This is a genomic window from Mesorhizobium sp. M0047 (genome assembly GCF_040323315.1).
Classification (GTDB): domain Bacteria; phylum Pseudomonadota; class Alphaproteobacteria; order Rhizobiales; family Rhizobiaceae; genus Mesorhizobium.
The window spans coordinates 19,979-42,317 of record NZ_JAMYUW010000003.1 but is presented as its reverse complement, the minus strand read 5'-3'; the positions used below and the strand labels follow the sequence as shown (position 1 = coordinate 42,317).

14 protein-coding genes and 4 pseudogenes are annotated in these 22,339 nt (G+C 60.9%); 11 read left to right on the top strand and 7 right to left on the bottom strand.

All coding sequences use genetic code 11. From position 1 onward, the window contains the following. Positions 1 to 22: 22 nt before the first annotated feature. Together NKJ89_RS03515 and NKJ89_RS03510 are read left to right on the top strand one after the other, a co-directional pair. A pseudogene (locus tag NKJ89_RS03515) lies at positions 23 to 451 on the top strand (caspase family protein); the annotation flags it as partial. Between the two features lie 17 nt (positions 452 to 468). Then, on the top strand, positions 469 to 4,725 hold the full coding sequence (locus NKJ89_RS03510; RefSeq protein WP_352599902.1) for an nSTAND1 domain-containing NTPase: 4,257 nt from the start codon (positions 469 to 471) through the stop codon (positions 4,723 to 4,725). 1,585 nt (positions 4,726 to 6,310) lie between these two features. On the opposite strand, the gene soxR is transcribed toward NKJ89_RS03510, so the two are convergent. Beyond that, positions 6,311 to 6,745: a redox-sensitive transcriptional activator SoxR gene (soxR, locus tag NKJ89_RS03505; RefSeq protein WP_352599900.1), complete on the bottom strand. Its 435-nt coding sequence runs from the start codon at positions 6,743 to 6,745 to the stop codon at positions 6,311 to 6,313. Between the two features lie 86 nt (positions 6,746 to 6,831). Between soxR and NKJ89_RS03500 the strand changes: the two genes are divergently transcribed. The 3 genes and pseudogenes from NKJ89_RS03500 to NKJ89_RS35695 form a co-directional block, all read left to right on the top strand. Then, positions 6,832 to 7,554: an SDR family NAD(P)-dependent oxidoreductase gene (locus NKJ89_RS03500; RefSeq protein ID WP_352599898.1), complete on the top strand. Its 723-nt coding sequence runs from the start codon at positions 6,832 to 6,834 to the stop codon at positions 7,552 to 7,554. Further along, positions 7,551 to 8,648, top strand: coding sequence for an S-adenosylmethionine:tRNA ribosyltransferase-isomerase (locus tag NKJ89_RS03495; RefSeq protein WP_352599896.1), 1,098 nt, complete (start codon positions 7,551 to 7,553; stop codon positions 8,646 to 8,648). The genes NKJ89_RS03500 and NKJ89_RS03495 overlap by 4 nt, the downstream gene beginning before the upstream one ends. An 86-nt stretch (positions 8,649 to 8,734) precedes the next feature. Next, positions 8,735 to 8,836 (top strand): annotated as a pseudogene (locus tag NKJ89_RS35695) (VOC family protein); the annotation flags it as partial. Positions 8,837 to 9,128: 292 nt separating this feature from the next. Here the strand turns inward: NKJ89_RS35695 and NKJ89_RS03490 are convergent. From NKJ89_RS03490 to NKJ89_RS03465, 6 genes and pseudogenes are all read right to left on the bottom strand, one after another. Further along, a complete protein-coding gene (locus NKJ89_RS03490) occupies positions 9,129 to 10,208 on the bottom strand; it encodes an ABC transporter ATP-binding protein (RefSeq protein ID WP_352599894.1) in 1,080 nt (359 codons plus the stop codon). Positions 10,209 to 10,246: 38 nt separating this feature from the next. Then, on the bottom strand, positions 10,247 to 11,317 hold the full coding sequence (locus NKJ89_RS03485; RefSeq protein ID WP_352599892.1) for a Gfo/Idh/MocA family protein: 1,071 nt from the start codon (positions 11,315 to 11,317) through the stop codon (positions 10,247 to 10,249). Between the two features lie 4 nt (positions 11,318 to 11,321). Continuing rightward, positions 11,322 to 12,347: a Gfo/Idh/MocA family protein gene (locus NKJ89_RS03480; RefSeq protein WP_352599889.1), complete on the bottom strand. Its 1,026-nt coding sequence runs from the start codon at positions 12,345 to 12,347 to the stop codon at positions 11,322 to 11,324. A 28-nt stretch (positions 12,348 to 12,375) separates the two neighbouring features. Beyond that, positions 12,376 to 13,260, bottom strand: a complete 885-nt coding sequence (locus NKJ89_RS03475; RefSeq protein ID WP_352599887.1) for a carbohydrate ABC transporter permease — start codon at positions 13,258 to 13,260, stop codon at positions 12,376 to 12,378. Then, positions 13,253 to 14,119 (bottom strand): annotated as a pseudogene (locus NKJ89_RS03470) (carbohydrate ABC transporter permease); the annotation flags it as partial. The gene NKJ89_RS03475 and the pseudogene NKJ89_RS03470, both read right to left, overlap by 8 nt. A gap of 94 nt (positions 14,120 to 14,213) precedes the next feature. Continuing rightward, positions 14,214 to 15,438 (bottom strand): annotated as a pseudogene (locus tag NKJ89_RS03465) (ABC transporter substrate-binding protein). Between the two features lie 187 nt (positions 15,439 to 15,625). Between NKJ89_RS03465 and NKJ89_RS03460 the strand changes: the two are divergent. The 6 genes from NKJ89_RS03460 (at position 15,626) to NKJ89_RS03435 (ending at position 22,337) form a co-directional block, all read left to right on the top strand. After that, entirely contained in the window at positions 15,626 to 16,333 is a 708-nt protein-coding gene (locus tag NKJ89_RS03460) for a TetR/AcrR family transcriptional regulator (RefSeq protein ID WP_352599885.1), read from the top strand. Between the two features lie 150 nt (positions 16,334 to 16,483). Continuing rightward, a complete protein-coding gene (locus NKJ89_RS03455; RefSeq protein WP_352599883.1) occupies positions 16,484 to 17,629 on the top strand; it encodes a Gfo/Idh/MocA family protein in 1,146 nt (381 codons plus the stop codon). A gap of 2 nt (positions 17,630 to 17,631) precedes the next feature. After that, positions 17,632 to 18,798, top strand: coding sequence for a dihydrodipicolinate synthase family protein (locus NKJ89_RS03450; protein ID WP_352599881.1), 1,167 nt, complete (start codon positions 17,632 to 17,634; stop codon positions 18,796 to 18,798). Positions 18,799 to 18,802: 4 nt separating this feature from the next. After that, entirely contained in the window at positions 18,803 to 20,233 is a 1,431-nt protein-coding gene (locus NKJ89_RS03445) for an enolase C-terminal domain-like protein (RefSeq protein ID WP_352599878.1), read from the top strand. Continuing rightward, positions 20,233 to 21,057: a sugar phosphate isomerase/epimerase family protein gene (locus NKJ89_RS03440; protein ID WP_352599875.1), complete on the top strand. Its 825-nt coding sequence runs from the start codon at positions 20,233 to 20,235 to the stop codon at positions 21,055 to 21,057. Before NKJ89_RS03445 ends, NKJ89_RS03440 begins: the two co-directional genes overlap by 1 nt. Before the next feature lie 26 nt (positions 21,058 to 21,083). Further along, positions 21,084 to 22,337: a Gfo/Idh/MocA family protein gene (locus NKJ89_RS03435; protein ID WP_352599873.1), complete on the top strand. Its 1,254-nt coding sequence runs from the start codon at positions 21,084 to 21,086 to the stop codon at positions 22,335 to 22,337. Positions 22,338 to 22,339: the final 2 nt, after the last annotated feature.

Genomic DNA, 22,339 nt, shown 5'->3' with positions numbered 1-22,339 from the left:
CGAGAACGGATCAGACTTGGGCATGGAGAATGCCGTCGTGGGGACGATTGGGGGTTTTGCTCGCAGTCTTGCGTTTTTGGTGGCTGTTGACCGCTATGGGGGCGGACTGCCGGCGCTGCGGACGCCAGTTTCGGATGCGGAGGAGCTGGCGGAGGTGCTCCGGGAAAAGCATGGCTTCAAGACAGAGGTCATTGCGAATGGGCAGGCGACGGCTCGCCGGCTGCGATCGTTTTTGAAGGAGCTCCCCTCGCGTGTTGGCAGCGATGATCGGGTAATCTTCTACTTCGCTGGGCATGGTATCGCGCTGGAAGGTGATGAAGGTCCGGAGGGGTTCATTTTTCCCCAGGATGCCAGCCGCGATAGTAAGCGCAATCTTCTGGCCATGGCTGATTTAGACAAGGCGCTGTCAGCACTGCCGTGCCGGCACATGCTGGTGGTTCTTGACTGTTGCTTCGCGGGAGCGTTCCGATGGGGGAGCTTCCGCCATGTGGTTCCGGCTGCGGGAACCTGCACAAGGAGCGTTATCGGTGGTTCATCGAGGATGCGGCCTGGCAGGCCATCGCCTCGGCGGCGCATGATCAGGAGGCGATTGATGTCGCAGGCGGGCAGCCACTGGGCAAGCGTGATGACACCCGGGAGCATTCACCCTTTGCAGGAGCCCTAATCCGAGGGCTCAAGGGGGCAGCGGACCAAGCCTCTATCGGCAGCATCGGGGATGGTGTGATCACGGCAACAGAACTCTATCTCTACCTGGAGAACGAGTTGCTGCCAAAGAGGAGCGGGGGGTTTCGGCAGACGCCGGTCTTCTGGCCGTTGAAGAAGCATGACAAGGGCCAGTTCGTGTTCCTTGTGCCGGGAAGGGCACTTGCCCTGCCGGATGCGCCTCCCCTGGACGCCGACGCCAATCCTTGGCGCGGCCTCGAGCCCTACGAGGCCCGGCACGCTGAGCTGTTCTTCGGCAGGGGCGAGGTCACCAAGAAGCTTGTCGAGCGGGTTGTGGGCGACAGGTTTGTCGTTGTGACCGGACCATCGGGCATCGGCAAATCGAGCCTTGTCAAGGCCGGGTTGCTGTCTCGTCTCAAGGACGACCCACGTCTCGAAGGCAAACCGCTTGAGCCGATTGTGGTCCGGCCTGGTCCGGCGCCCTTCGCCGGCTTGGCGCGGGCTTTGAGGAATGCGACGCCCGTGGGGATCAACGTCCCTGATGAGACGGCCCTCAAGATTGATCCGTACGCCCTGGCGGCCTGGGCCAAGTCGCGGCCAGGGCGGGGTGAAGTGCTGCTGGTGATCGATCAGGCCGAGGAGCTAATCACCATGAGCCGTGATGATGCGGTCATGAATAGCTATCTCCCGCTGGTCGACAATGCGCTTGGCGAGGACGAGGGGCGTCTTCGGGTGGTGTTTACGGTGCGCTCCGAGTTCGAGCCGCAGTTCGCTCAGTCGCCGCTTAAGGATCGCTGGCCGCATGCGCGCTTTCTGGTTCCGCCGATGACGCAGGACGAATTGCGGCGGGTGATTGAGGGTCCTGCGGCGGTCAAGGTGATGCGCTTCGAGCCGGGCGAGTTGGTCGAGGATCTGGTGAACGAGGTGGTTCAGATGCCAGGCGCGCTGCCGCTGCTCTCCTTCGCGCTGAGCCAGATGTACACCAACTGCCTGAAGCGCCGGAGCGACGACAGGACGCTGACTGGCGCCGATTACAAGGCTCTCGATGGCGGCGTCACCGGATCGCTGCGCATGCGGGCCAATGAACTGGTGGGTGTTTGGGATGAACCGCACCAAACCACGGCGCGTCGCGTGATTGAAAAGCTCCTGTCGGTGGACACTCGCCATGGCTTGTTGGTCGATGGGCTAGACGTCAATGATCCGGTCGAGAACGCCCGAGCCGAGCGGGTAATGTCACGCATGGAGGACGCGGGCCTCATCGTCAGAAAGCAGGAAAACGAACGATCGCTGCAACTCGCCCAAGATGGGACGTCTCCCACTCTGGAGGACCTCCTCGCCTGGGTGAAGCAGGCATTCGATTCATACCAGGAGACCGCTCGACGCGTCCTCGAACGATTTGTGTCGGTCGATGTCGGAGAGTTCGCTAGGCGGCGGGTGTTGCGGCAAGAATTCGCGGTCGCCGCTCCGGATGAGCAAACCCGCGTTAACAACATCCTCGATCGTTTGGTTGAGGCGCGCTTGGTGGTGACCGACGAGGTCGCCGACAAGCCCTATTTGGAACTGGCACATGACGCGCTGATCCTCGGCTGGGACCGGCTCTTGAATTGGGTTCGCCAAGACGCGCTCCTCATCGCCGACCTGCGCCGGCTCACGCCCGATGCCGAGAAATGGGTGAAAGAGCCCAAGCAGCAAACGGGCAGGCTCTGGTCAGACCCCGAGCGCGTAGAAGCCGTCAAAAGGCTACAGGCAACTGCTTCACCTGGGCTGAACAGGGCAGAAAATGACTTCGCAGACCAGAGCATAAGACGCGCGCGGTGGAACCGTGCCATCAGAGATGCTACCGTGTTGGTGCTTGCGCTGCTGACCGTTGGCGCCGTTTGGTTTGCTTATTCCTCCAATCAGCAGCGAACGCGAAGCGAAGCAAATCGCTTGGCACTTGCTTCGCAACTGGCCACGCAAGTGGACCAGTCGCTCCTTATTGCGGTTGCATCCTCCCGGCTTGAATCAAATTTCGAGTCGAAGGCTGCGTTGTTCTCGGCGCTGACGAAGCGCGCCCGGCTGGTTCGGCTGCTGCACGGTGCGAACGGCGCGATTGGCGATCTGGTTGTCTTGTCAAACCAAGCCATTGTGACCCGGTCGAGCGCAAACTCCGGCAAGTTGCTATTTTGGTCATCGGGCTCAAGAAATGGTGATGCCGAGCCTATCTCCGGCGTTCGTGACGGCTTCGATGATTTTGTCATCGTTTCTGGCGAAACGCGCCTCGTCTTCAGGAGAGGTGACGTGGTTGAGATCTACAATTTCGACGCTGGTTCCAAGCATGCGCAGATCATGACAACGCTGACGATAAAAGGTGCGATCAGCTTAGTCGGTGATCCTCATGGTTCGCTCGTTTACATCACAACGGCCGACGGTGTGTTGGTGACTGTCTCCTCTTCCTCCGGAGACACGGTCACAAGCGAACGGCTTCCTGCAGACGATCCCACGGATGGCCGGCTCAGCGTAGGTGATGACCAGATTCTTGCATTCATGGCGAGCGCTGGCATTTGGTTCAAGATGAAAGATGGCTGGCGCCAGTTGGGCGGTCCGGCACCGCAAGGCTATGCATTTGTGGGCCTGGAAGTGGACAATCATGATGGTCTGATCATCGCGGCCTTGGGCGTGGAGCAGGGGCGCCAGTCGATCGAGACCTCCGACCAAGGCAAGCAGGGTTTTTTGTGCTGGAACATCTCCACCGGCGGGCTGGCAGAGTCATGTCTTGATCTAGAGCCAATTGCCGATCCTGCGGAGATCGGGAAGATGAGACCAGATATTGCCTTCTATTCCACACGAGACATGCCCACAGGATATGACCGAACGGAATATCGCGCCAGGAAAGGCGGGAAATGGTCGCGTGAGGTCCTCAGGATTGATCCGACCTTTGTTTCATCCCTTATGGTTGACGACCAGAAGCAGACATTGCTCGTTGGAACTATAGACGGCGAGCTCGGCGAATATTCACTTGAGAGCTTCATTTCCGGATCGGCCTTCGCGGTAGAGGGTGATGTGCAGCCTCTGCTTACGACCTGGGCAGACGGAAAATGTTTTATGCTTGTTACCACCAAGGCCTTTGTCGAGCGTCGCCCGTGTGACAATGAAGGCAAAGCCGTCGGAGAGCACGTCGCTCTGGAGAGCGACCTCATTGTTCAACCTGAAGCGACTGTAGACGGGTCGAGCATCTTCGCTTTGACGAAGAGCAGAAACCTCATTTTGTGGGACACTGACCTCAGACAAGTTGCCGTCGTTCAATCACCACCCGGGCAGGAGTTTTCTGCTTCGACCGAGGTGATTTATGACAAGCAGAAGCGACGGGTAATTGCTGTTTTCGACGAGAGTAACGCGATTTGGACAAATCAGAGCGACACGAGTGCATGGCGCGTACTGGCTCACACTCCGTTCAAGATTCGTAACATCGCCATCTCAAGCAACGGCGATTCTCTGTTCGCAGGATCCGCTACGAGCGGCGAAGTGCAAAGTGTGGACTCGGACTCCGGTCAAGTCAGGTTCAACGCTATCATTCCATCCGCCGATTTCATCGGGTGGATGAAGACAAGCCGCGATTGGCTTTTCCTCTCTGCACTCACGGGACGTCACAGCCTGTTTCGACTTGACGTGCAAACGGGTAAGCTCGCCTCGGGCGATCTCAACCGCTTCTCAGGGCCTGCAAGAATACTCGCCATATCTGACGACCAGAGATACTTCGTTATTGAGGGGGTGGGGGTGCCCAACGGCAAGGTAGCGAAGACAGAAGGCGGCGTCCACGGACTAACACTCGAGCTTTGGGATGCGATGCGACTTCAACCGCTTGGGGACGGTGTACCCACCAATGACTACGACCGGAATATCGCGGCCTTCTCGCCGGACGGACAGTTCCTAAGCTTGGTGCTTTCATCGATGAGGCGAGCAGTAACTCTTTCCATGCGACAATCGGATTGGGTTGCCGCCGCATGCAAGATGGCGGGACGCGAACTTGACACGGCCGAGCGCACTAGGTTCTCCGTTCCTGCCGGCGCTGGCTGTAGTTAGGCAAGACAAGAGAGACGCTTGGAAGTATCGCAAGGATGTTCCTTTGTGTCCCGTGGAGTGTCCTTCATTTGCTGGCCTGGATCGTGCGATCGTAATCTTATCGCCGTGCAAGGTGCCGGGGCGGACAGCCGCTCCGCGCTCTCTTTCGTTTTTGCCAAAAAGGACAATAAGCATGAGGAATATGAAAACCCCGGACGCGCCAGCCACACCTGTCAAGCCGATCGTCGAAGCCGGAAAAATCCTGTCGAAGCGGCTGACGATCAGAAGCGACGAAGCATCAAGACGAAGGTCCGCCGACACACGGGACGGTGCGGCGGGCGCGTCAAATTGCGGAAAGCAACCGCCTGATTTGATGCTCCTATGTCCAATGGCCGTTCGAGGCATGCGGAGCGATACGGGAAGACGTCTGATTTTGGCCACGAAAAAGATAATGAAATGGATACTTTGAACAACGCCCTCCGGGCTCACCATGATCATTGATATCGCAACGAAAAAATGCCCTAGTTTGGAGCGGCGACGGTACTTTTCGAGACGGCTGTGGCGCGGCGGCGAACGCCGCAAGTGCAAAAAATCGCCCGATTGGTCCCAATAGTTGGTGAAACCTCAAAATATTTTTTGCGGCGATTTTCACTTTAAAATCAACAGCGTAACTTTTTAACGGTTTCGATGTTGGAGTTTGCGCGGCGATGAAAAGTATTTCGCAGTAATTTCAATGGGTTATATGCTGTTTAAACAATCGAGTGGGAGTAGGGGGAGACGGCGGCGATAGCGTATGAAAGGCAGCCCTGCTCGCTCTCCTGTTTTTACTGCGCGTCAGATGTCTTAAACTGTTTCCTGCGTTTCTTCCTGACCGTTTGGCCGATCAGATACGTCGTCGGTTCTGAAGTAAATCCTATTCTGTCTCGCGGAGAGCTTTGGCGTACCAAGGCGTGCAAATCGGTGGGTCAGAAAGGAATGAACTTGAGACGTAAACTACGTCGACGAGCGTTGGCGCGTTGCCGATGTCGACATCTGGGCGTGGTGTCTGATGCCGGACCACGTGCACCTGGTTCTGACGCCGTCCGACCCGGATGGCTCAAAGTGCCGCGCCTCTGCCGAAACATATAGGCACGGCAAGAGAGAATCGGGCATCTCTGGCTGCCCGGGACGTCTGTTTCGATTTAAGCAAGTGCACAAACAGTCCGCTATGATCGTCAGCAGCCAGCAGGGCCAGCATCCTGCAATGCATCGTTCGACCCGCAAGTTAAGGGCAGATCCTATCCTCCAACCACTCCATAGCACGCCAGGCTGGCCAAAGCGCTCGGAAAGGCTGAAGGGCTCTTCGAGAGGCAGTCTCATACCCGATTTGGCGGTTCGAGCGGCAGAAGAAATTGTTATGGCGAGACGACTGATAAGCATGAGTCCTGAGGTTTTGCAGACTTCATCTCGGTTATGTCAGCTTCGGCGGTTCCGGTACGTGAGATGGTCGAATTGGTTGCCCGGGACCAACAATACCGCCGCCAAACGTTACCGCGACCGCGGCGTCTCGCACTTGGCGAAGTCTTGCGGTGCCGAGCGCTGGAATAGTGACAGGCACGCTGCCAACTCACCCCAGCCAATATCTCGGCCCTGGCCCCTTGCGTCCTGCCATATCGGCAGGGTTCGCAAGGCTACACCGGTCGATCGAAAGGCAGCCGCAACCGATGCACTCGGTAAGCCCGGACCTCAGGCGCTGCAACTCGGCGATGCGCTGGTCGATGCGCTTTGTCCACTCGCCTGACAACCGCGACCAATCCCGACGCGACGGCACGCGATCGGCTGGCAACTTGGTGAGTTCGGCGCCGATCTCCTCAAGCGTCAGCCCAATGCGCTGCGCGAAGACGATGAAGGCGACCCGGCGCAGCACAGATCGCGGATAGCGTCTGTGTCCCGAGCCGGCCCGTTCGGATGCGATCAGCCCGCGCTCCTCGTAGAAACGCAGGGCCGATGAGGCGACGCCGCTGCGCCTCGACACATCGGTGATGGTCAGCATGGAATCCATGCATGAACGAAAGCACGATTCGCGCTTGACTTCAAGTTAACTTGAACTTGTAGCAACGGGCGGTACGGATTGAAGGAGCACCGGCAATGCAGACGAATATCGATCTTCTGGGACTTCGCGTGGCGGTCACGGGCGGCACGTCCGGCCTAGGACTGGCACTTGTGCGGCAGCTTACCGCAATGAATGCGTGCGTCGCCTTCATCGCCCGCACCGCCGCGGATGTCGAACGCATCGCCGACGAGACGGGCGCGCACGGCATTGTCGGCGACGTCGGCAAGAAGGACGACATCTACCCGATCGCCTTTCAGGTCACTGCCAGCCTTGGCGGACTCGACGTCCTGATCAACAATGCGTCGAGCCTCGGCCCTGTCCCTCTGGCGCTCCTTGCCGATACCGAGTGCGAGGAGCTGGAAATGGCGCTCGCGGTCAATCTCATCGGCGCGTTCCGGCTGACGAAAGCCCTGTTCGGTGCGCTTGCCGCGTCCGCACGCGAGGGCCGCGGCGCGCTGGTCATCAACATTTCCAGCGACGCCGCGGTGAACGCCTATCCCGGCTGGGGAGCATACAGCGCGAGCAAGGCCGCCCTTGCCCATCTGACGGCGATTTGGGACGAGGAGGCGAAAGCAGACGGCATCCGGCTCCTCGCGCTTGACCCTGGCGATATGGACACCCCACTGCACGCGCTCGCGATCCCTGATGCTGATCCGGCGACCTTGAAGCGCCCCGAGCAGGCAGCTGCCGAGATCATCGAAAAGATGCTCGATGCGTTGCCGGTCCGCTCTACGCTTCTCGCCGGAGCACATGGATGATTGCCGCCGATCGTCCCGATCGGCGCTCCGCCAGGCTGTTCGTCGTCGAGGCGGACGGCACGATGCGCGACCTGCCGCGAGCTGGCCTCGCGACGCTGTTCAACCCCGGCGATCTGGTCGTCGCCAACGACGCCGCGACCTTGCCTGCCAGCTTGCACGGCACGCATGTCCCAAGCGGTGAGGCGATCGAGATTCGCCTGGCGGGCTGGCTGTCACGTCCCGATCCAACCCGTTTCGTGGCGATTGCCTTCGGCTCGGGCGATCACCGCACGCGCACGGAAGACCGGCTGCCTCCGCCTCCGCTGTCACCAGGCGATCGCCTTCGGCTCGGCCCGCTTGAAGCCATCGTAGAGCGCCTTCTCGACCATTCTCGACTTCTAGAGTTGCGCTTCCCAGGCAACCGCGCACCGGTGCTTGCAGGACTGGCGCAGCACGGCCGGCCGATCCAATATGCGCATGTTCCCGAGCCGTTGGCACTGTGGGATGTTTGGACAAAGATTGCCGCCAGGCCGGTCGCGTTCGAGGCGCCATCGGCAAGCTTTGCTCTCGACTGGCTCACGCTCCAGGCCTGGCGTCGGCGCGATGTCGGCTTCGCAACACTCACGCATGCCGCGGGCGTTTCTTCCACCGGCGATGCCGCGCTCGACGCGCGCCTTCCCTTCGACGAGCCGTACCGCATCCCTGAGTACACCGCGATGCAGGTCGCGCGGGCGAAGCTTCGTGGCAGCCGCATTATTGCGATCGGCACGAGCGCAGTGCGTGCGCTTGAGTCAGCCGCCAATCTCGACGGCAGTGTGCGGGCGGGAAATGGCGTTGCGACAGGGCATATCGCGCGGGGTACGCGGCTTCGGGTGGTTGATGCGATTCTCACAGGCGTCCACCAGCCCGGCGAAAGCCATTTCGAACTCCTGCGCGCCTTTGCCGACGATGCTCTGCTTGCCAAGGCCTCCGCAGCGTTCACCGCCTACCACTACCGTGCGCATGAATTCGGCGATTCCATGCTGCTCTATCGCCAGCCGCTGCTTCTATCGCGCGAACAGATTCGGGCCGAGGTGTCCGAGACGAAGGCTCTACTCGAGACACGCTATGAGTGACGGCAGGATCGTAAGCATTTCGGGCGCTCGGCGCGCGCGTTGCAGCGGACCAAGATTCGGAATTTGATCAAAGCGGAATGTCGCCCTCGCCGCACGTGCTGACTGAGGCGCTGGCCGCGGGCAGCGATGAAGCAAAACGCGCGTTCGAGGCGATGATGGATACGATCGAGGCGGTTCGGCGCGGCTGACAGACCTAGTTTAACCTATTGCCGACGTTCAGCGCCACAGTTCTTACTAGACTAGCCCGCCCAAGCCTAGGAGTTCGCGTCCCGTTGTTGCCTCAATTCTTCTATTGGGACATCGATTCGCCTGAGGTCGAGGCGATACATCGGCAACTGCCAACGGTGCATGAGATGTTTTGCTCGTTCATCTGTTGCACTTTCCGCAATGCGCCTGATCAATCGAAAATCCGGCATCTATTCTGACGAACAGGGCCCGTAGATCTTCTTTACCCTTTGGCCGATTTCGCAACAGCGCTGATCAAAGCGCATTTCCGTCCGTGCCGAACAGGTGACAGCGTTGAGGATCGATGCTGACTGTCAATGTCTCTCCCGCGCGGACCGGTTGCTGGCCGTCGAGCGCGACGGTAAGGCTCTGCCCGCCCTTCATGGAGAGGTAGAGGATGGTCTGGCCGCCGAGATGTTCGACGAGGTCGACGCCTGCATCGCCGATCGTCGTACCGTGTTCGCCAACGGTGATGTGTTCGGGACGGGCCCCAAACGTCACACGATCTCCCGCTTTTGCCGCACCAATCGGGCGTGGCAGGCTGATTGTCTGACCGTTCAAATGGACTGAGGTCATTCCGTCATTCGATCCGGCCAGTTCGCCTTCGATGAAATTCATCTTGGGCGAACCGATGAAGCCGGCCACGAACTTGTTGACGGGCTTGTTGTAGAGATCGAGCGGCGCCCCCACCTGCTCGATCCGGCCGGAATTGAGAACGACGATCTTGTCGGCCATCGTCATTGCCTCGACCTGGTCGTGCGTCACGTAGATCATCGTGTTGCCGAGGTTCTGGTGGAGCTTCGCAATCTCCACGCGCATCTGCACGCGCAATTCGGCATCGAGGTTGGAGAGCGGTTCATCGAAAAGGAAGATCTTCGGCTCGCGCACGATGGCACGGCCGATCGCCACGCGCTGGCGCTGGCCGCCGGAAAGGGCTTTCGGCCGCCGATTGAGCAATTGGGAAATCTGCAGGATCTCGGCAGCGTGTTCGACGCGTCGCGCGATCTCGCTTTTCTTCATGCCTGCCGTCTCCAGGCCAAAGGCGAGGTTCTTGTAGACGGTCATGTGCGGATAAAGCGCGTAGGACTGGAAGACCATCGCGATGCCGCGCCGAGCGGCCGGCACTTCGTTCATCCGCTCCCCGTCGAGGAAGAGCGAGCCCCCGGAGATCGGTTCGAGCCCGGCGATCATCCTGAGCAGTGTCGACTTGCCGCAGCCGGACGGGCCGACGAAGACGGCGAATTCCCCGGGATCGATCTTCAGGTCGATGCCACGAATGACCTCGTGCTCGCCGTAGCGCTTGACCACTTTCTGCAGCGAGACATTCGTCGCCATGCTTCGTTCCTCCTCAACCATCGCGGATGGAGCCAACATCATGCGGGTCTCCAACTCTTGTATTTTGCACTTTCCGACCCGACTGGAAATTTCACCTCGGAGCGGGTTTCCGACGATTCGTAGAAAGCGGTGACGAGTTCGAGGGCGGCTCGCGCGTCGACCGTCGTCACCGGCAACGGTCCTGCCGAGACGAGCGCTTCGTGGAACAGCTTCATCTGCGTCTCGAAGCGGATCGGCACGGGCTGCCAGCCTGCAAGAAGCGCATCGATCTTCCTGCCGATCTCCTCCGAGACCGGGACGATCTTCCACGGATCCTGGCCGGGGCTATAAGGCTCGTGATTGCTTTCGATCAGAACATTCTCGAAGCACATCCTGAGCCGGCTGATCTGCTCGACCGAGCCGAGCGTCGCGCTGATCGTCGCTAGGGCCCCGTTTTGCATGAGCAGGCTGGCGCTCGCGCAATCCTCTACCTCGATATCGTTGACGCGCGTCGAAACGCGGCCGAACAGCGCTTCGATCGGCCCCAGCAGATAGGTCAGCATGTCGTGCAGGTGGATCGACTGGGTCATGAGCACGCCGCCGAGCTCGGTCGCCCATTTGCCGCGCCACGGCACGGCATAGTATTCCGGCGTGCGGATCCAGTGCGTCTCGCAGGTCGCGGCGTAAGGCTTGCCGGCGAGGCCGGCATCAATGATGCGCTTGGCCTTCTGCACACCGTCGCCATAGCGGTACTGGAAGATCGGCATGAGCCGGCCGCGCGCCGATTTTTCGAGTTCGATGATGGTATCCGCATCGGCCAGGGAGCCGACGAGCGGCTTTTCGCAGACGACATGCTTGCCGGCGGCGAGTGCCTGGCTGATCAACTCGAAATGACTGCTCGGCGGCGTGCAGATGTCGATGATGTCGATATCGTTCATTGCCAGCACGTCGGCGAAGCGCGTTGTCCGCCGCTCGATGCCGAATTCGCTGCCGTTTGCCTCCAGCCGCTCCTCGTTCAGATCGCAGAGCGCGGCAAGCTCGAATCGGTCAGGATGCGGCAGGTAGCCCTCCACGATGTGCGAACGGCCGATGCCAAGACCGATGATGGCGACTTTCTTGATATCCGGCATGCTTCTATTTCTGTGTTTGGGAGGAAGAAGAGGCTTCGGCAAGCGCTTGCGCCTTGAGGGCAAGCTCCATCGCCTTGAAGCAGTGCTCCTGTCCCATCGCCGTCTCGGTTCGATCGCGGATGTCAGCGGCAAGCTGACGTCCGTAGGGAAGCTCGACCTCGCAGCAGTCGATATGGCGCACGCCACTTCTGTCGACGAGAAACAGATGGTCTTTGTCCGGGCGCCCGGCGATGTCGATATATTTGCGCAGTTCGATCGTGCCTTCTGTGCCGACGATGAATAGCCGTCCGTCCCCCCAGGTTGGCAGACCGTCCGGGGTGAACCAGTCGACGCGGATATAGCCCGTAGCGGCGGGCGTCCTGAGATGGATGTCGCCATAGTCCTGCAGGCCCGGTGTGTCGGGGTTGGCGCGGTTGGCTACCGTTGCCGAAAGCACTTCCGCCTCGAGCGAATTGGTGAAGAACAGGAACTGCTCGCATTGATGGGCTGCGATGTCGGCGATGATCCCGCCGTAGCGGGAGCGGTCGAAGAACCAGTCCGGCCGCGTCGGCTTGCGCAGCCGGTGGGGTCCGAGGCCCGTCGTGTGGATGACGTTGCCGATCGCGCCGGCCTTCACCAGTTCGCCGGCCTTGACCGTCGAGGCGGTCTCGAAGTGCTCGGAATAAAGGATCGAGACGATGCGGCCGGTTTCGGCCTGCACCTTGCGCACCTTTGCCAACTGTTCGAGCGTCACCATGCCGGGCTTGTCGAGCATGACGTCCTTGCCGTGGCGCATGGCGTCGATAGCGACGCCGGCGCGCTCGTTGGAAATCGCCGCGCTGACGATGAGCTGGATCGAGGGATCTTCGAGGATCCGCCGCCGATCGTCGGCGCGCTGAGCCTGCGGAAAATGTTCCTTGAAGGTTCTCGCGAGGTCGTCCTCGATAGCGTGGAAGGAGACCAGTTCGGCGCCGGCCCTCAGCATCACGTTGACCTGGCCGTAGACATGGTCGTGGTTGAGGCCGATGGCGGCAAAGCGCAGGGCGCTCATGCGGCAATTCCTTTCGTGCTTGTTTGCTTCAGCGTTTCAGCCCGGTGGTCGCAATTCCCTCGATCAGGAGGCGCTGGAAGAACAGGAAGATGATGAACACCGGAACCAGAGACAGGCTCGACATGGCGAACAGGCCGCTCCAATCAGAACTGCCGGTCGAGTCCACGAAGGAGCGAAGGCCGAGCTGAACCGTGTAGGTGTTGATGTCCGAGAGATAGATCAGCGGACCGAAGAAATCGTCCCAGGTCCAAATGAACGAGAAGATCGCGGCCGTTGCGAGCACCGGCAGGGAGAGCGGCAGCATGATCTTCCAGTAGATACGCCATGCGCTGCAACCGTCCATCATCGCCGCCTCGTCAAGCTCGCGCGGAAGGCCGCGGAAGAACTGCACCATCAGAAAGATGAAGAAGGCATCGCCGGCGAGGAATTTCGGCACCACCAGCGGCAGGAAGGTCTTTACCCACCCGAGTTCCAGAAACAGGATATATTGCGGGATCAGGGTCACGTGATAGGGCAGCATCAGCGTGCCGAGCATCAGCGCGAACCAGAAATTCCGTCCCCAGAATTTCAGCCGCGCGAATGCGAAGGCAGCGAGCGAGCATGACATCACGTTGCCGATGACCGACAGCACGGCAATGACGAGCGAGTTCCAGAAGAACTTGCCGAAAGAAACCTGGGCGCCTTCCCATCCGCGGACATAGGAACTGAAATCGAAATGGCTGGGGATCAGCGATGCGGTGCCGAAAATCTCGTTTTGGTCCTTGACCGATCCGGCCAACATCCAGATCAGCGGATACAGCATGATGATCGATGCGGCGATCAGCGCGGCGTGAATGATGACCGATAGCAGACGCGAGCGCTCTCGCGGGGGCTCGATGCTATCGGCGGCCGAGGCAAGCGTAGCATCAGTCATCGTAGTGCACCCAGTAGCGTGCCGAAAGGAACGAAAAGGCTGTGAAGATCGCGATGATGATGACTAGGACCCAGGCGAGCGCTGCGGCGTACCCCATGCGGAAATAGCCGAAGCCCTCCTGGTAAAGGTAGAGCGTATAGAAAAGCGTTGAATCGATCGGCCCGCCGGTTCCGGACGAGATGACGTAGGCCGGCGTGAACGCCTTGAAGGCGTCGATTGTCTGTATCACGGCATTGAAGAAGATGACCGGGGTCAGAAGCGGCAGGGTGATCTTGAAGAACATGCGCGTCTTGGACGCCCCGTCGAGGCTCGCCGCCTCATACATGTCGACAGGAATTTGCCTGAGGCCGGCCAGGAAAATGATCATCGGCGAACCGAACTGCCAGATCGCAAGGACGATCAGCGTGTAGAGCGAATAGTTCGGGTATGATATCCAGCTCGGCCCCTCTATGCCGAATTTCCAAAGAAGCGTGTTGACGACGCCATCGCTGTCGAAAAGCTGGCGCCAGAGCACGGCGATCGCCACGCTCGATCCGAGCAGCGAGGGCAGATAGAAGATAGCGCGATAAACGGGCAGGCCCTTGATGCCGCGATTGAGCAGGAGTGCTACGGCAAGCGCGAATGCAAGCTTCAGAGGCACCGAGCAGATGACATAGAACAGCGTCACCTTCATCGACGAGATGAATTTGTCGTCGGCGGTGGCGATCCTGGCATAGTTGTCGAGACCAACCAGATGCGGCGGCTGCAGCAGGTTGTAGTCGGTGAACGACAGGAACAGGGAAACCAGCGCCGGGCCGAGCGTCAGGCCGAAAAAGCCGACGAACCATGGCAGCAGGAACAGATAAGCCGGCGCGTTGCGCGCAAACGCGCCGGGAAGCCTCTGGCGTGGTGCGGCACCGGCAATGCGGACGCCCGGCTCGCCGGCAATGGCGGTGCGCTGGTTTCCCACGACGTCAGCCTCGCTTGAGATTTGCCGCCGCCTGCTCGGCGAATTTTGCGCCGCCTTCATCGGTTGACAGCTTGCCGAAGGCGACCTCCTCGGCGACCTTCTTCAGGAAGAAGCCGTTCTCGCCAGCGCCGTTTGGCGGCGGCGGCGGCAGCGGGCCCACCTTGGGCGTCAGCATCTGGATATAGTCGGCCATCGCCTTGCCGAGTTCGTCGAGTTCCGGCGTCAGTGCGTTGCGGATATTCTCCGATGCCGGCACTCCGCGCTCGACGCCGAGCGCCTTTGCCGCCTCGGGATCCTCGACGAGGAAATTCACGAAGGCGACCGCCGCATCCGGATTTTTCGAGGCGGCCGAGACGCTCATCAGCATCGACGGCTTCAAATATTGCCCCGGTTTCCCACCTTCTGCAGGAACGGGGTAGCTGATCATCCCGAGTTTTTCCTTGTTGATGGCCTGAAAGCCGACGAACTGGTTCGAATGGGCGAAGCTGAGGGCGGCCTTGCCCTGCGAGATCATGCTGGTCTCGATGGTCAGCTGGTCGAGTGCCTGCATGTCGGCTGGTACGCACGCTTCCATCTCACGCAGCTTAGCCCAGTAGTCAAACCAGCCGGCTGCGTCCTTGGCTTCGAATGCAACATTGCCGTCGTTCGTATAGAGCGCCTTTCCGCGCTGGCGCAGCCAGCCCTCGAAAGCCGGCTCGAGGCCGCTCGCATCGGCGGTGCCGTAGAAACTGCGGCGCTTCTTGGCTTTCGTCAGCTTTGCGCAGAGTTCAGCGAAGCCATCCCAGGTCATGTCGTTGGTCGGCGCTTCGACGCCGGCTTCCTTCCAGGCAACCGTATTGACCATGACGGCGCTCGAATTCACGCCGAGATTGACGCCGTAGAGCTTGCCGTCAACCTTGCCGGAATCGACGTTCGCCTGCCCGAAATCGCTGATTTTCAGGGATTTATCCAGGTAAGGGGTGAAATCGAGCAGCGCGCCGCGCCGCGCATATTCGAAGATGTAGCGATAGTCCATCTGGATCAGGTCCGGTGCATTGCCGCCGGCCGCTTGCGTTGCCAGACGTGTCCAGCGTCATCGCATCGTGGGTGCGGTCGGCGCGCTCCTTCGAGCCCCACCACAGAAAGCGCATTGAAGTCGCGGCTTGGGCGCGGTCGAGGCTGGCCACGCCGAATGCAAGTGCGGTCGCTGTGCCGATCAGAAATTGGCGGCGGTCGATCGTGAAGGTCATCCTGGTCTCCTCCCAGCTCAGGTGATGAACTTTCGAACTTGCTTTTCAGCAAATAACTATTTGGTTACAAGTTGGATAGAATCCGTTTGGCTGTCAAGCGACAATCGAAAGGCAAATGCCGGCAGGCGTTTGGCGAAAAGTGAGAACGGTCTATTTTCAGACAGATAGCGCAGCAAGAGAGGTGCATATGGCGACGGAGAAGGTGGGCGGCGGAAGCAGGCAATTCGCCGCGGAGGAAGTCGACAGTGGCGAAAAAGCGGAGAAAGGCCCACGCAGGGGGGCCTCGCGCAATCCCCAGCGCACCCATGCGGCGATCCTCGAAGCCGCGACCGAGGAATTTGCCGCGAACGGCTTCGGCGGCGCCCGTGTCGATGCTGTGGCGGCGCGCGCACAGACCAACAAACGCATGCTCTACCACTATTTCGGTGACAAGGAGGCGCTCTACCTGGCGGTTCTAGAGGCGACCTATGCTTCGATCAGAAGCGCCGAAAAGCATCTGGACCTTGCGCACCGCGATCCCGAGGAGGGAATACGCGAGCTGGCAATGTTCACCTGGGACTACTTCCTGAAGCATCCGGAATTTCTGAGCCTCCTCGTCACGGAGAACCTGCACAAGGCGCGCTTTCTCAAACGTTCGAAGAAGATCACGGAAATGCACTCGCACTTCATCGGCGAGCTTTCCGACGTGCTCCGGCGCGGCGCGGAGCAAGGTGTTTTCCGGCCCAACATCGATCCGGTCTCCGTCTACCTGACGATTGCCGCCCTCGGCTTCTTCTACCTTTCGAACCGCCATACGTTGTCGACGATTTTCGAGCGTGACCTGTCGGAGTTCGAGGCGCTCAAAGCCTGGGGCGAGCACATCGTCGCGGTGACTCTTTCCTCCATCCGGGCCTGACCTCCTCACAAAAACTTTCATCCGACGATTGACAAATCCGACTTTGGCGAGCGATCTTGTAACCAGATAGTTACTACCGACAAACGGTCGACCTCGCACGTTCCGTCGTTGAAGCGGTGGTTCGTGCCGGCGCGAATTTGGGAGGAGCTCATGCGAAGAATCGGGCTAATCATGCACGGCGTGACGGGACGGATGGGGTTGAACCAGCATCTGGTCCGGTCCATCGCCGCCATCCGTGCGGAAGGCGGACTACGCCTGGCGAACGGCGACAGGGTCATGCCGGACCCGATCCTCGTCGGCCGCGACGGGGGGAAGCTCGAGGCGCTTGCGCGCGCCCACGGGATCGAGCGGTGGACCACCGATCTCGATGCGGCGCTTGCCAATCCGGATGACACCCTATTTTTCGATGCCGGCACCACGCTAATGCGCGCCGATCTCATCTCGCGAGCGCTCGACGCGGGCAAGCACATCTATTGCGAGAAGCCTATCTCCGACGATCTCGAAACGGCTGTCGCGCTCGCGAGGAAAGCGAAGGCATCCGGCCTGAAGAACGGCGTGGTGCAGGACAAGCTTTTCCTCCCAGGCCTGCGCAAGCTGGCGATGCTGCGCGACTCAGGCTTCTTCGGCAGGATGCTCTCGGTGCGCGGCGAGTTCGGCTACTGGGTCTTCGAGGGAGACTGGCAGGCTGCGCAGCGTCCGTCGTGGAACTACCGCAAAGCCGACGGCGGCGGCATCATCCTCGACATGCTCTGCCACTGGCGCTACGTGCTCGATAATCTCTTCGGTTCCGTGAAGGCGGTGAGTTGTCTCGGTGCGACCCACATTTCGGAACGCGTCGGTGAGGACGGCAAGCCATATGCGGCCGATGCCGACGACGCCGCCTATGCAACCTTCGAGCTCGAAGGCGGCGTGATCGCTCATATCAATTCGTCCTGGACGGTCCGCGTGCGCCGCGACGATCTCGTCACCTTCCAGGTCGACGGTACGCACGGCTCTGCGGTCGCGGGCCTTACCCGCTGCTGGACGCAGCACCGCGTCAACACGCCGAAGCCGGTCTGGAACCCGGACCAGCCGCAGACGATCGACTTCTACAGGACCTGGGACGAGGTGCCCGACAATCAGGTCTATGACAACGGCTTCAAGATTCAATGGGAGATGTTCCTGCGCCATGTCATCGAGGATGCGCCGTGGCAATACACGCTGGTCGAGGGGGCGAAGGGCGTTCAGCTTGCCGTACTCGGCTTGAAATCCTGGCAAGAGCGGCGGTGGCTCGATGTCGAGCCTTTGGAGGTCTGACGATGACGACGGTTCGATTGCCAAAGACTGATCGCACGATCGAAACCTACGAGACGAGCGGAACGCCGATCGCTCTCGAGCGGCGCTCCGCGTCCGATTTTCCGCGCGTCGCCTTCGCCGCCGCGCATGTCGTCGCCGACCCGTTAGCCAATAGCGATCCCTGGCTCGATCCTGCGATTGATTGGGAGCGCACGCTTGCCTTCCGGCACAGGCTCTGGGATCTCGGCCTGGGCGTTGCCGAGGCAATGGATACCGCGCAGCGCGGCATGGGCCTCGGCTGGGGTGAGGCGAAGGAACTGATCCGCCGCTCGCTTGCCGAAGCGAACGGACGACCTGATGCCTTGATCGCATGCGGAGCGGGCACGGACCATCTCGCGCCCGCGCCGGGGCTCGGCATCGATCAAGTCATCGGCGCCTACGAGGATCAGATCGCCGAAGTCGAGGCAATGGACGGGCGGATTATCCTGATGGCCTCGCGCGCGCTTGCCTTCACCGCCAGGGGGCCGGACGACTACCTGAAGGTCTATGATCGCATTCTGGGCCAGGTGAAGCAGCCGGTCATCATTCACTGGCTCGGCGAGATGTTCGATCCCGCGCTTGAAGGCTATTGGGGATCGTCCGACCACTGGGCGGCCATGGACACCTGCCTCGAGGCCATTTCCGCACACGCCGACAAGGTCGACGGCATCAAGGTCTCGCTCCTGTCGAAGGAGAAGGAAGTCGCCATGCGCAGGCGCCTTCCGGCGGGCGTCAGGATGTATACGGGTGACGACTTTAACTACGCCGAACTGATCGCCGGCGACGGCGAGCATTTCTCCGATGCGCTGCTCGGCATCTTCGATGCGATAGCGCCTGCAGCTTCCGCGGGTCTAGCCGCGCTCGGCAACGGCAAGTCCGATACCTTCTTCAATATCCTGGAGCCAACAGTTCCGCTGTCGCGCCACATCTTCAAGGCGCCGACCCGCTTCTACAAGACGGGCGTCGTCTTCCTTGCCTATCTGAACGGCCTGCAGGACCATTTCCGTATGATTGGCGGGCAGGAGAGCGCCCGTTCGCTCGTCCACCTCGCAGAACTCTTCCGCCTCGCCGACAAGGCGAATGTCCTTGCGGATCCGGACGATGCCAGCGACCGCATGGGCCGTTTTCTCGCGGCGCAGGGAATTGCCTGAGACTATGACCGATCCTTTGAAGATCCGTCTCGTCGAAGCGCAGGCTTTCGAACGGCCGGCGCATTTGCGCCTGCCGTTTCGCTTCGGTGCCGCGACGCTCAGCAAGGCACGGCAGGCGTTCCTGCGCGTGCGCATCGAGGATGCCGCGGGCCGCTCCATGGTTGGAATGGCGGCTGAATTGATGGTGCCGAAATGGTTCGACAAGTCCCCGGACCTGACGAATGCGGACAACGAAAACCAACTTCGCCGCTCGCTCGTTCTCGCCCTTGACGCCTTGAGCGCGGCGGGCCAAGAAACCGCCTTCGGTCTCCATACCGATGTCGAGAAGGGGCATCACGCGCGTGCGGCCGCTGAAGGCCTGAACGGCCTCGTCGCCTCCTTCGGACTTGCACTCGCCGACCGGGCGATCCTTGATGCGCTTTGTCGGCTGGAGGGTTCGTCGGTCGCGAAGGCGGTGAACGCAAACCTGCCGGGCATCGATACCGCAACAACACCCGATCTCGAAGGCTTCCATCTTGCAGCCTTTCTCTCCGGGCTGAAGCCGCCGGAGACGATCGCTGCACGCCATACCGTCGGCCTCGTCGACGCCATAACAGCCGGCGAGGTGCGTGCCGATGGCCGACTGAATGATGGCCTTCCCGAAAGTCTCGAAGAGGCGATCGACGCTTACGGCCTGACTTTCTTCAAGGTGAAGGTGTCGGGAAACCTGGACGCCGACGTCGAGCGTCTCGGCCGGATCGCAGACCTGCTCGATGCGAAAGTCGGCAGTTATTCAGTGACGCTCGACGGCAACGAGCAGTTCGCGTCGGCCGAGGAGGTTGCCGAACTCCTCGCGCGCATCCAGGCAAGGCCGAATCTCGCTCAGTTTGCGCGATCCGTTCTTTTCATCGAGCAACCTATTGCGCGTGCCCATGCTTTTGAAAAATCGGTTGCCGCGCTCGCTGCCTTCAAGCCGGTCGAGATCGACGAGTCGGACGCGACGATGGACGCCTTCGTCACCGCCCGCAGTCTCGGTTATACGGGGATCTCGTCGAAATCCTGCAAGGGTTTCTACCGCGCGCTACTCAATCGCACGAGGGTCGAGCACTGGAACGCGCAAGGCGGACCTAACTATTTCATGTCCGCCGAAGACCTGACTACACAAGGCGGGCTCGCCGTGCAGCAGGATCTGGCGCTCGCCAGCCTGATGGGCATGACGCATGTCGAGCGCAACGGCCACCACTATGTCGACGGCATGGCCGGGGCGCCGGAGGCCGAGCAGACGGCCTTTGCGCGCGCTCACGCCGATCTCTACCGAACGCAGGACGGCCGCACGCGCCTGCGCATCGAAAAAGGCCGCATGGCGATCGGCTCGGTGATCGCCGCCCCCGGCCTCGGCTCGGCCGTGGAACCTGACTGGAACGCGATGACGCCGATGTCTGGGGGAGGACACTGATGACGGTGGAGGGCCTTTCCATCAATCTTGCGACCACGCGCGGAAGCTGGGGCTTTGCCGAGGCCGTGGACGGCTGCCTTGCCCGAGGCATCACGGCGATTGCGCCGTGGCGGGATCAGGTTGCCACTGTCGGGCTCGACGAGGCAGCGCGCATCGTCCATTTGAACAGCCTGAAGGTGACGGGCCTCTGCCGCGGCGGGATGTTTCCTGCAGCCGATGAAGCCGGCAGGCAGGCCGCCATCGACGACAATCTAAGGGCCATCGACGAGGCCGCAGCACTCGGCGCCGACTGTCTCATCTTCGTCGTTGGCGGGTTGCCGAAGGGTTCGCGCGACCTCGCCGCAGCGCGGCAGATGGTCGAGGACGGCTTCAATGCCATTCTGCCGCATGCCCGCGTCGCGAACGTGCCGCTCGCCATAGAGCCGCTGCATCCGATGTATGCGGCCGACCGGGCCTGTGTGAACACGCTGAAGCAGGCACTCGATCTCGCCGGGCGCCTCGGGCCGGATGTGGGTGTGGCGATCGACGTCTACCATGTCTGGTGGGACCCCGAACTTGCGGAGGGTATCGCGCGAGCCGGTCGGGAAAACCGGATTTTCGCCCATCACATCTGCGACTGGCTCGTGCCGACCACCGACCTGCTTCTCGACCGCGGCATGATGGGTGATGGCATCATCGACCTGCCGGGGATTCGCGACAAGGTCGAGGCGGCCGGTTTCCACGGGCCGCAGGAAGTGGAGATCTTTTCCGCGGAAAACTGGTGGAAGAAACCGGGCGAAGTCGTGCTGGATACGGTTGTCGAACGTTTCCGGACGGTGTGCTGAAACGCCGTCGAAACCGGAAGGGAATCATGCCGACGTCGAAGAGAACCCGTTACGCTCTCGTTGGAACCGGAAACCGCGGCACGACGATGTGGGGCAGGGACCTCCTGGAGCGATGGAACGACGCGGTCGAACTGGTCGCGATTTGCGACCTCAATCCTATGCGGGCCGAGCGGGCGCGCGACTACATGGGCGCAAGCGCGCCAATCTACACGGATTTCGACGCACTTCTCCGGTCGGAGAGGCCGGAACTCGTCATCGTCTGCACGCGCGATTCCACCCATGACGAGGTCATCATCAAGGCTCTCGAAGCCGGCGCCGACGTCATCAGCGAGAAGCCGATGACAACCACCGTCGATAAGATCAAGCGCATCCTGGAGGCGGAACGGCGCACCGGGAAGCGTGTCGATATCTCGTTCAACTACCGCTTCGCGCCAACGGCGGCACGCATCAAGGAACTGCTCAATTCCGGCGTCATCGGCGAGGTAACCTCGGTCGATTTCCACTGGTATCTCGACACCAGCCACGGCGCCGACTATTTCCGGCGCTGGCACGCCTTCTCGGAATATTCGGGGAGCCTGTTTGTCCACAAGGCTACCCACCATTTCGACCTGCTGAACTGGTACCTCGATTCCGATCCCGAGAAGGTGTCGGCCTTAGCCGATCTGAGGCACTATGGAAGGAACGGCCCTTTCCGCGGCGAGCGCTGTCGTACCTGTCCGCACAAGGGCGAGTGCGACTATTTCTTCGACATCTCAAAGGACCCGTTCCTCGAGCGGCTGTACGAGGACCCGTCGACCGTCGACGGTTATGTCCGCGACGCCTGCGTCTTCCGCGAAGGCATCGACATCCCCGACACCATGGTCGCCTCGATCCGCTACCGGAATGGCGTCGATGTCTCCTATTCGCTCAACACCTATATGCCGATCGAAGGCCACCACATCGCCTTCAACGGTCACGAGGGGCGCATCGAGCTTCGGCAATACGAGGCGCAGGCATGGACGACGCCGCCCGCCGACGAGATTGTCGTCATGAGAAACTTCGACGGCGTCGAGCGCATCTGGGTGCCGCATTCGAGCGGTGGCCACTATGGTGGCGACGACCGGCTGCGCAACATGCTTTTCAGCCGCAGGCCGAACGACGAGCTGAAACAGCGCGCGGGCTCGCGCGCGGGCGCGATGTCGGTTCTCTGCGGGATTGCCGCCTTCCGGAGCAGCCGCACGGGGTCGCCGGTCTCCATAGCCGACCTGTGGGGCAACGACAGCAGCGGACTGCTCGTCTGACG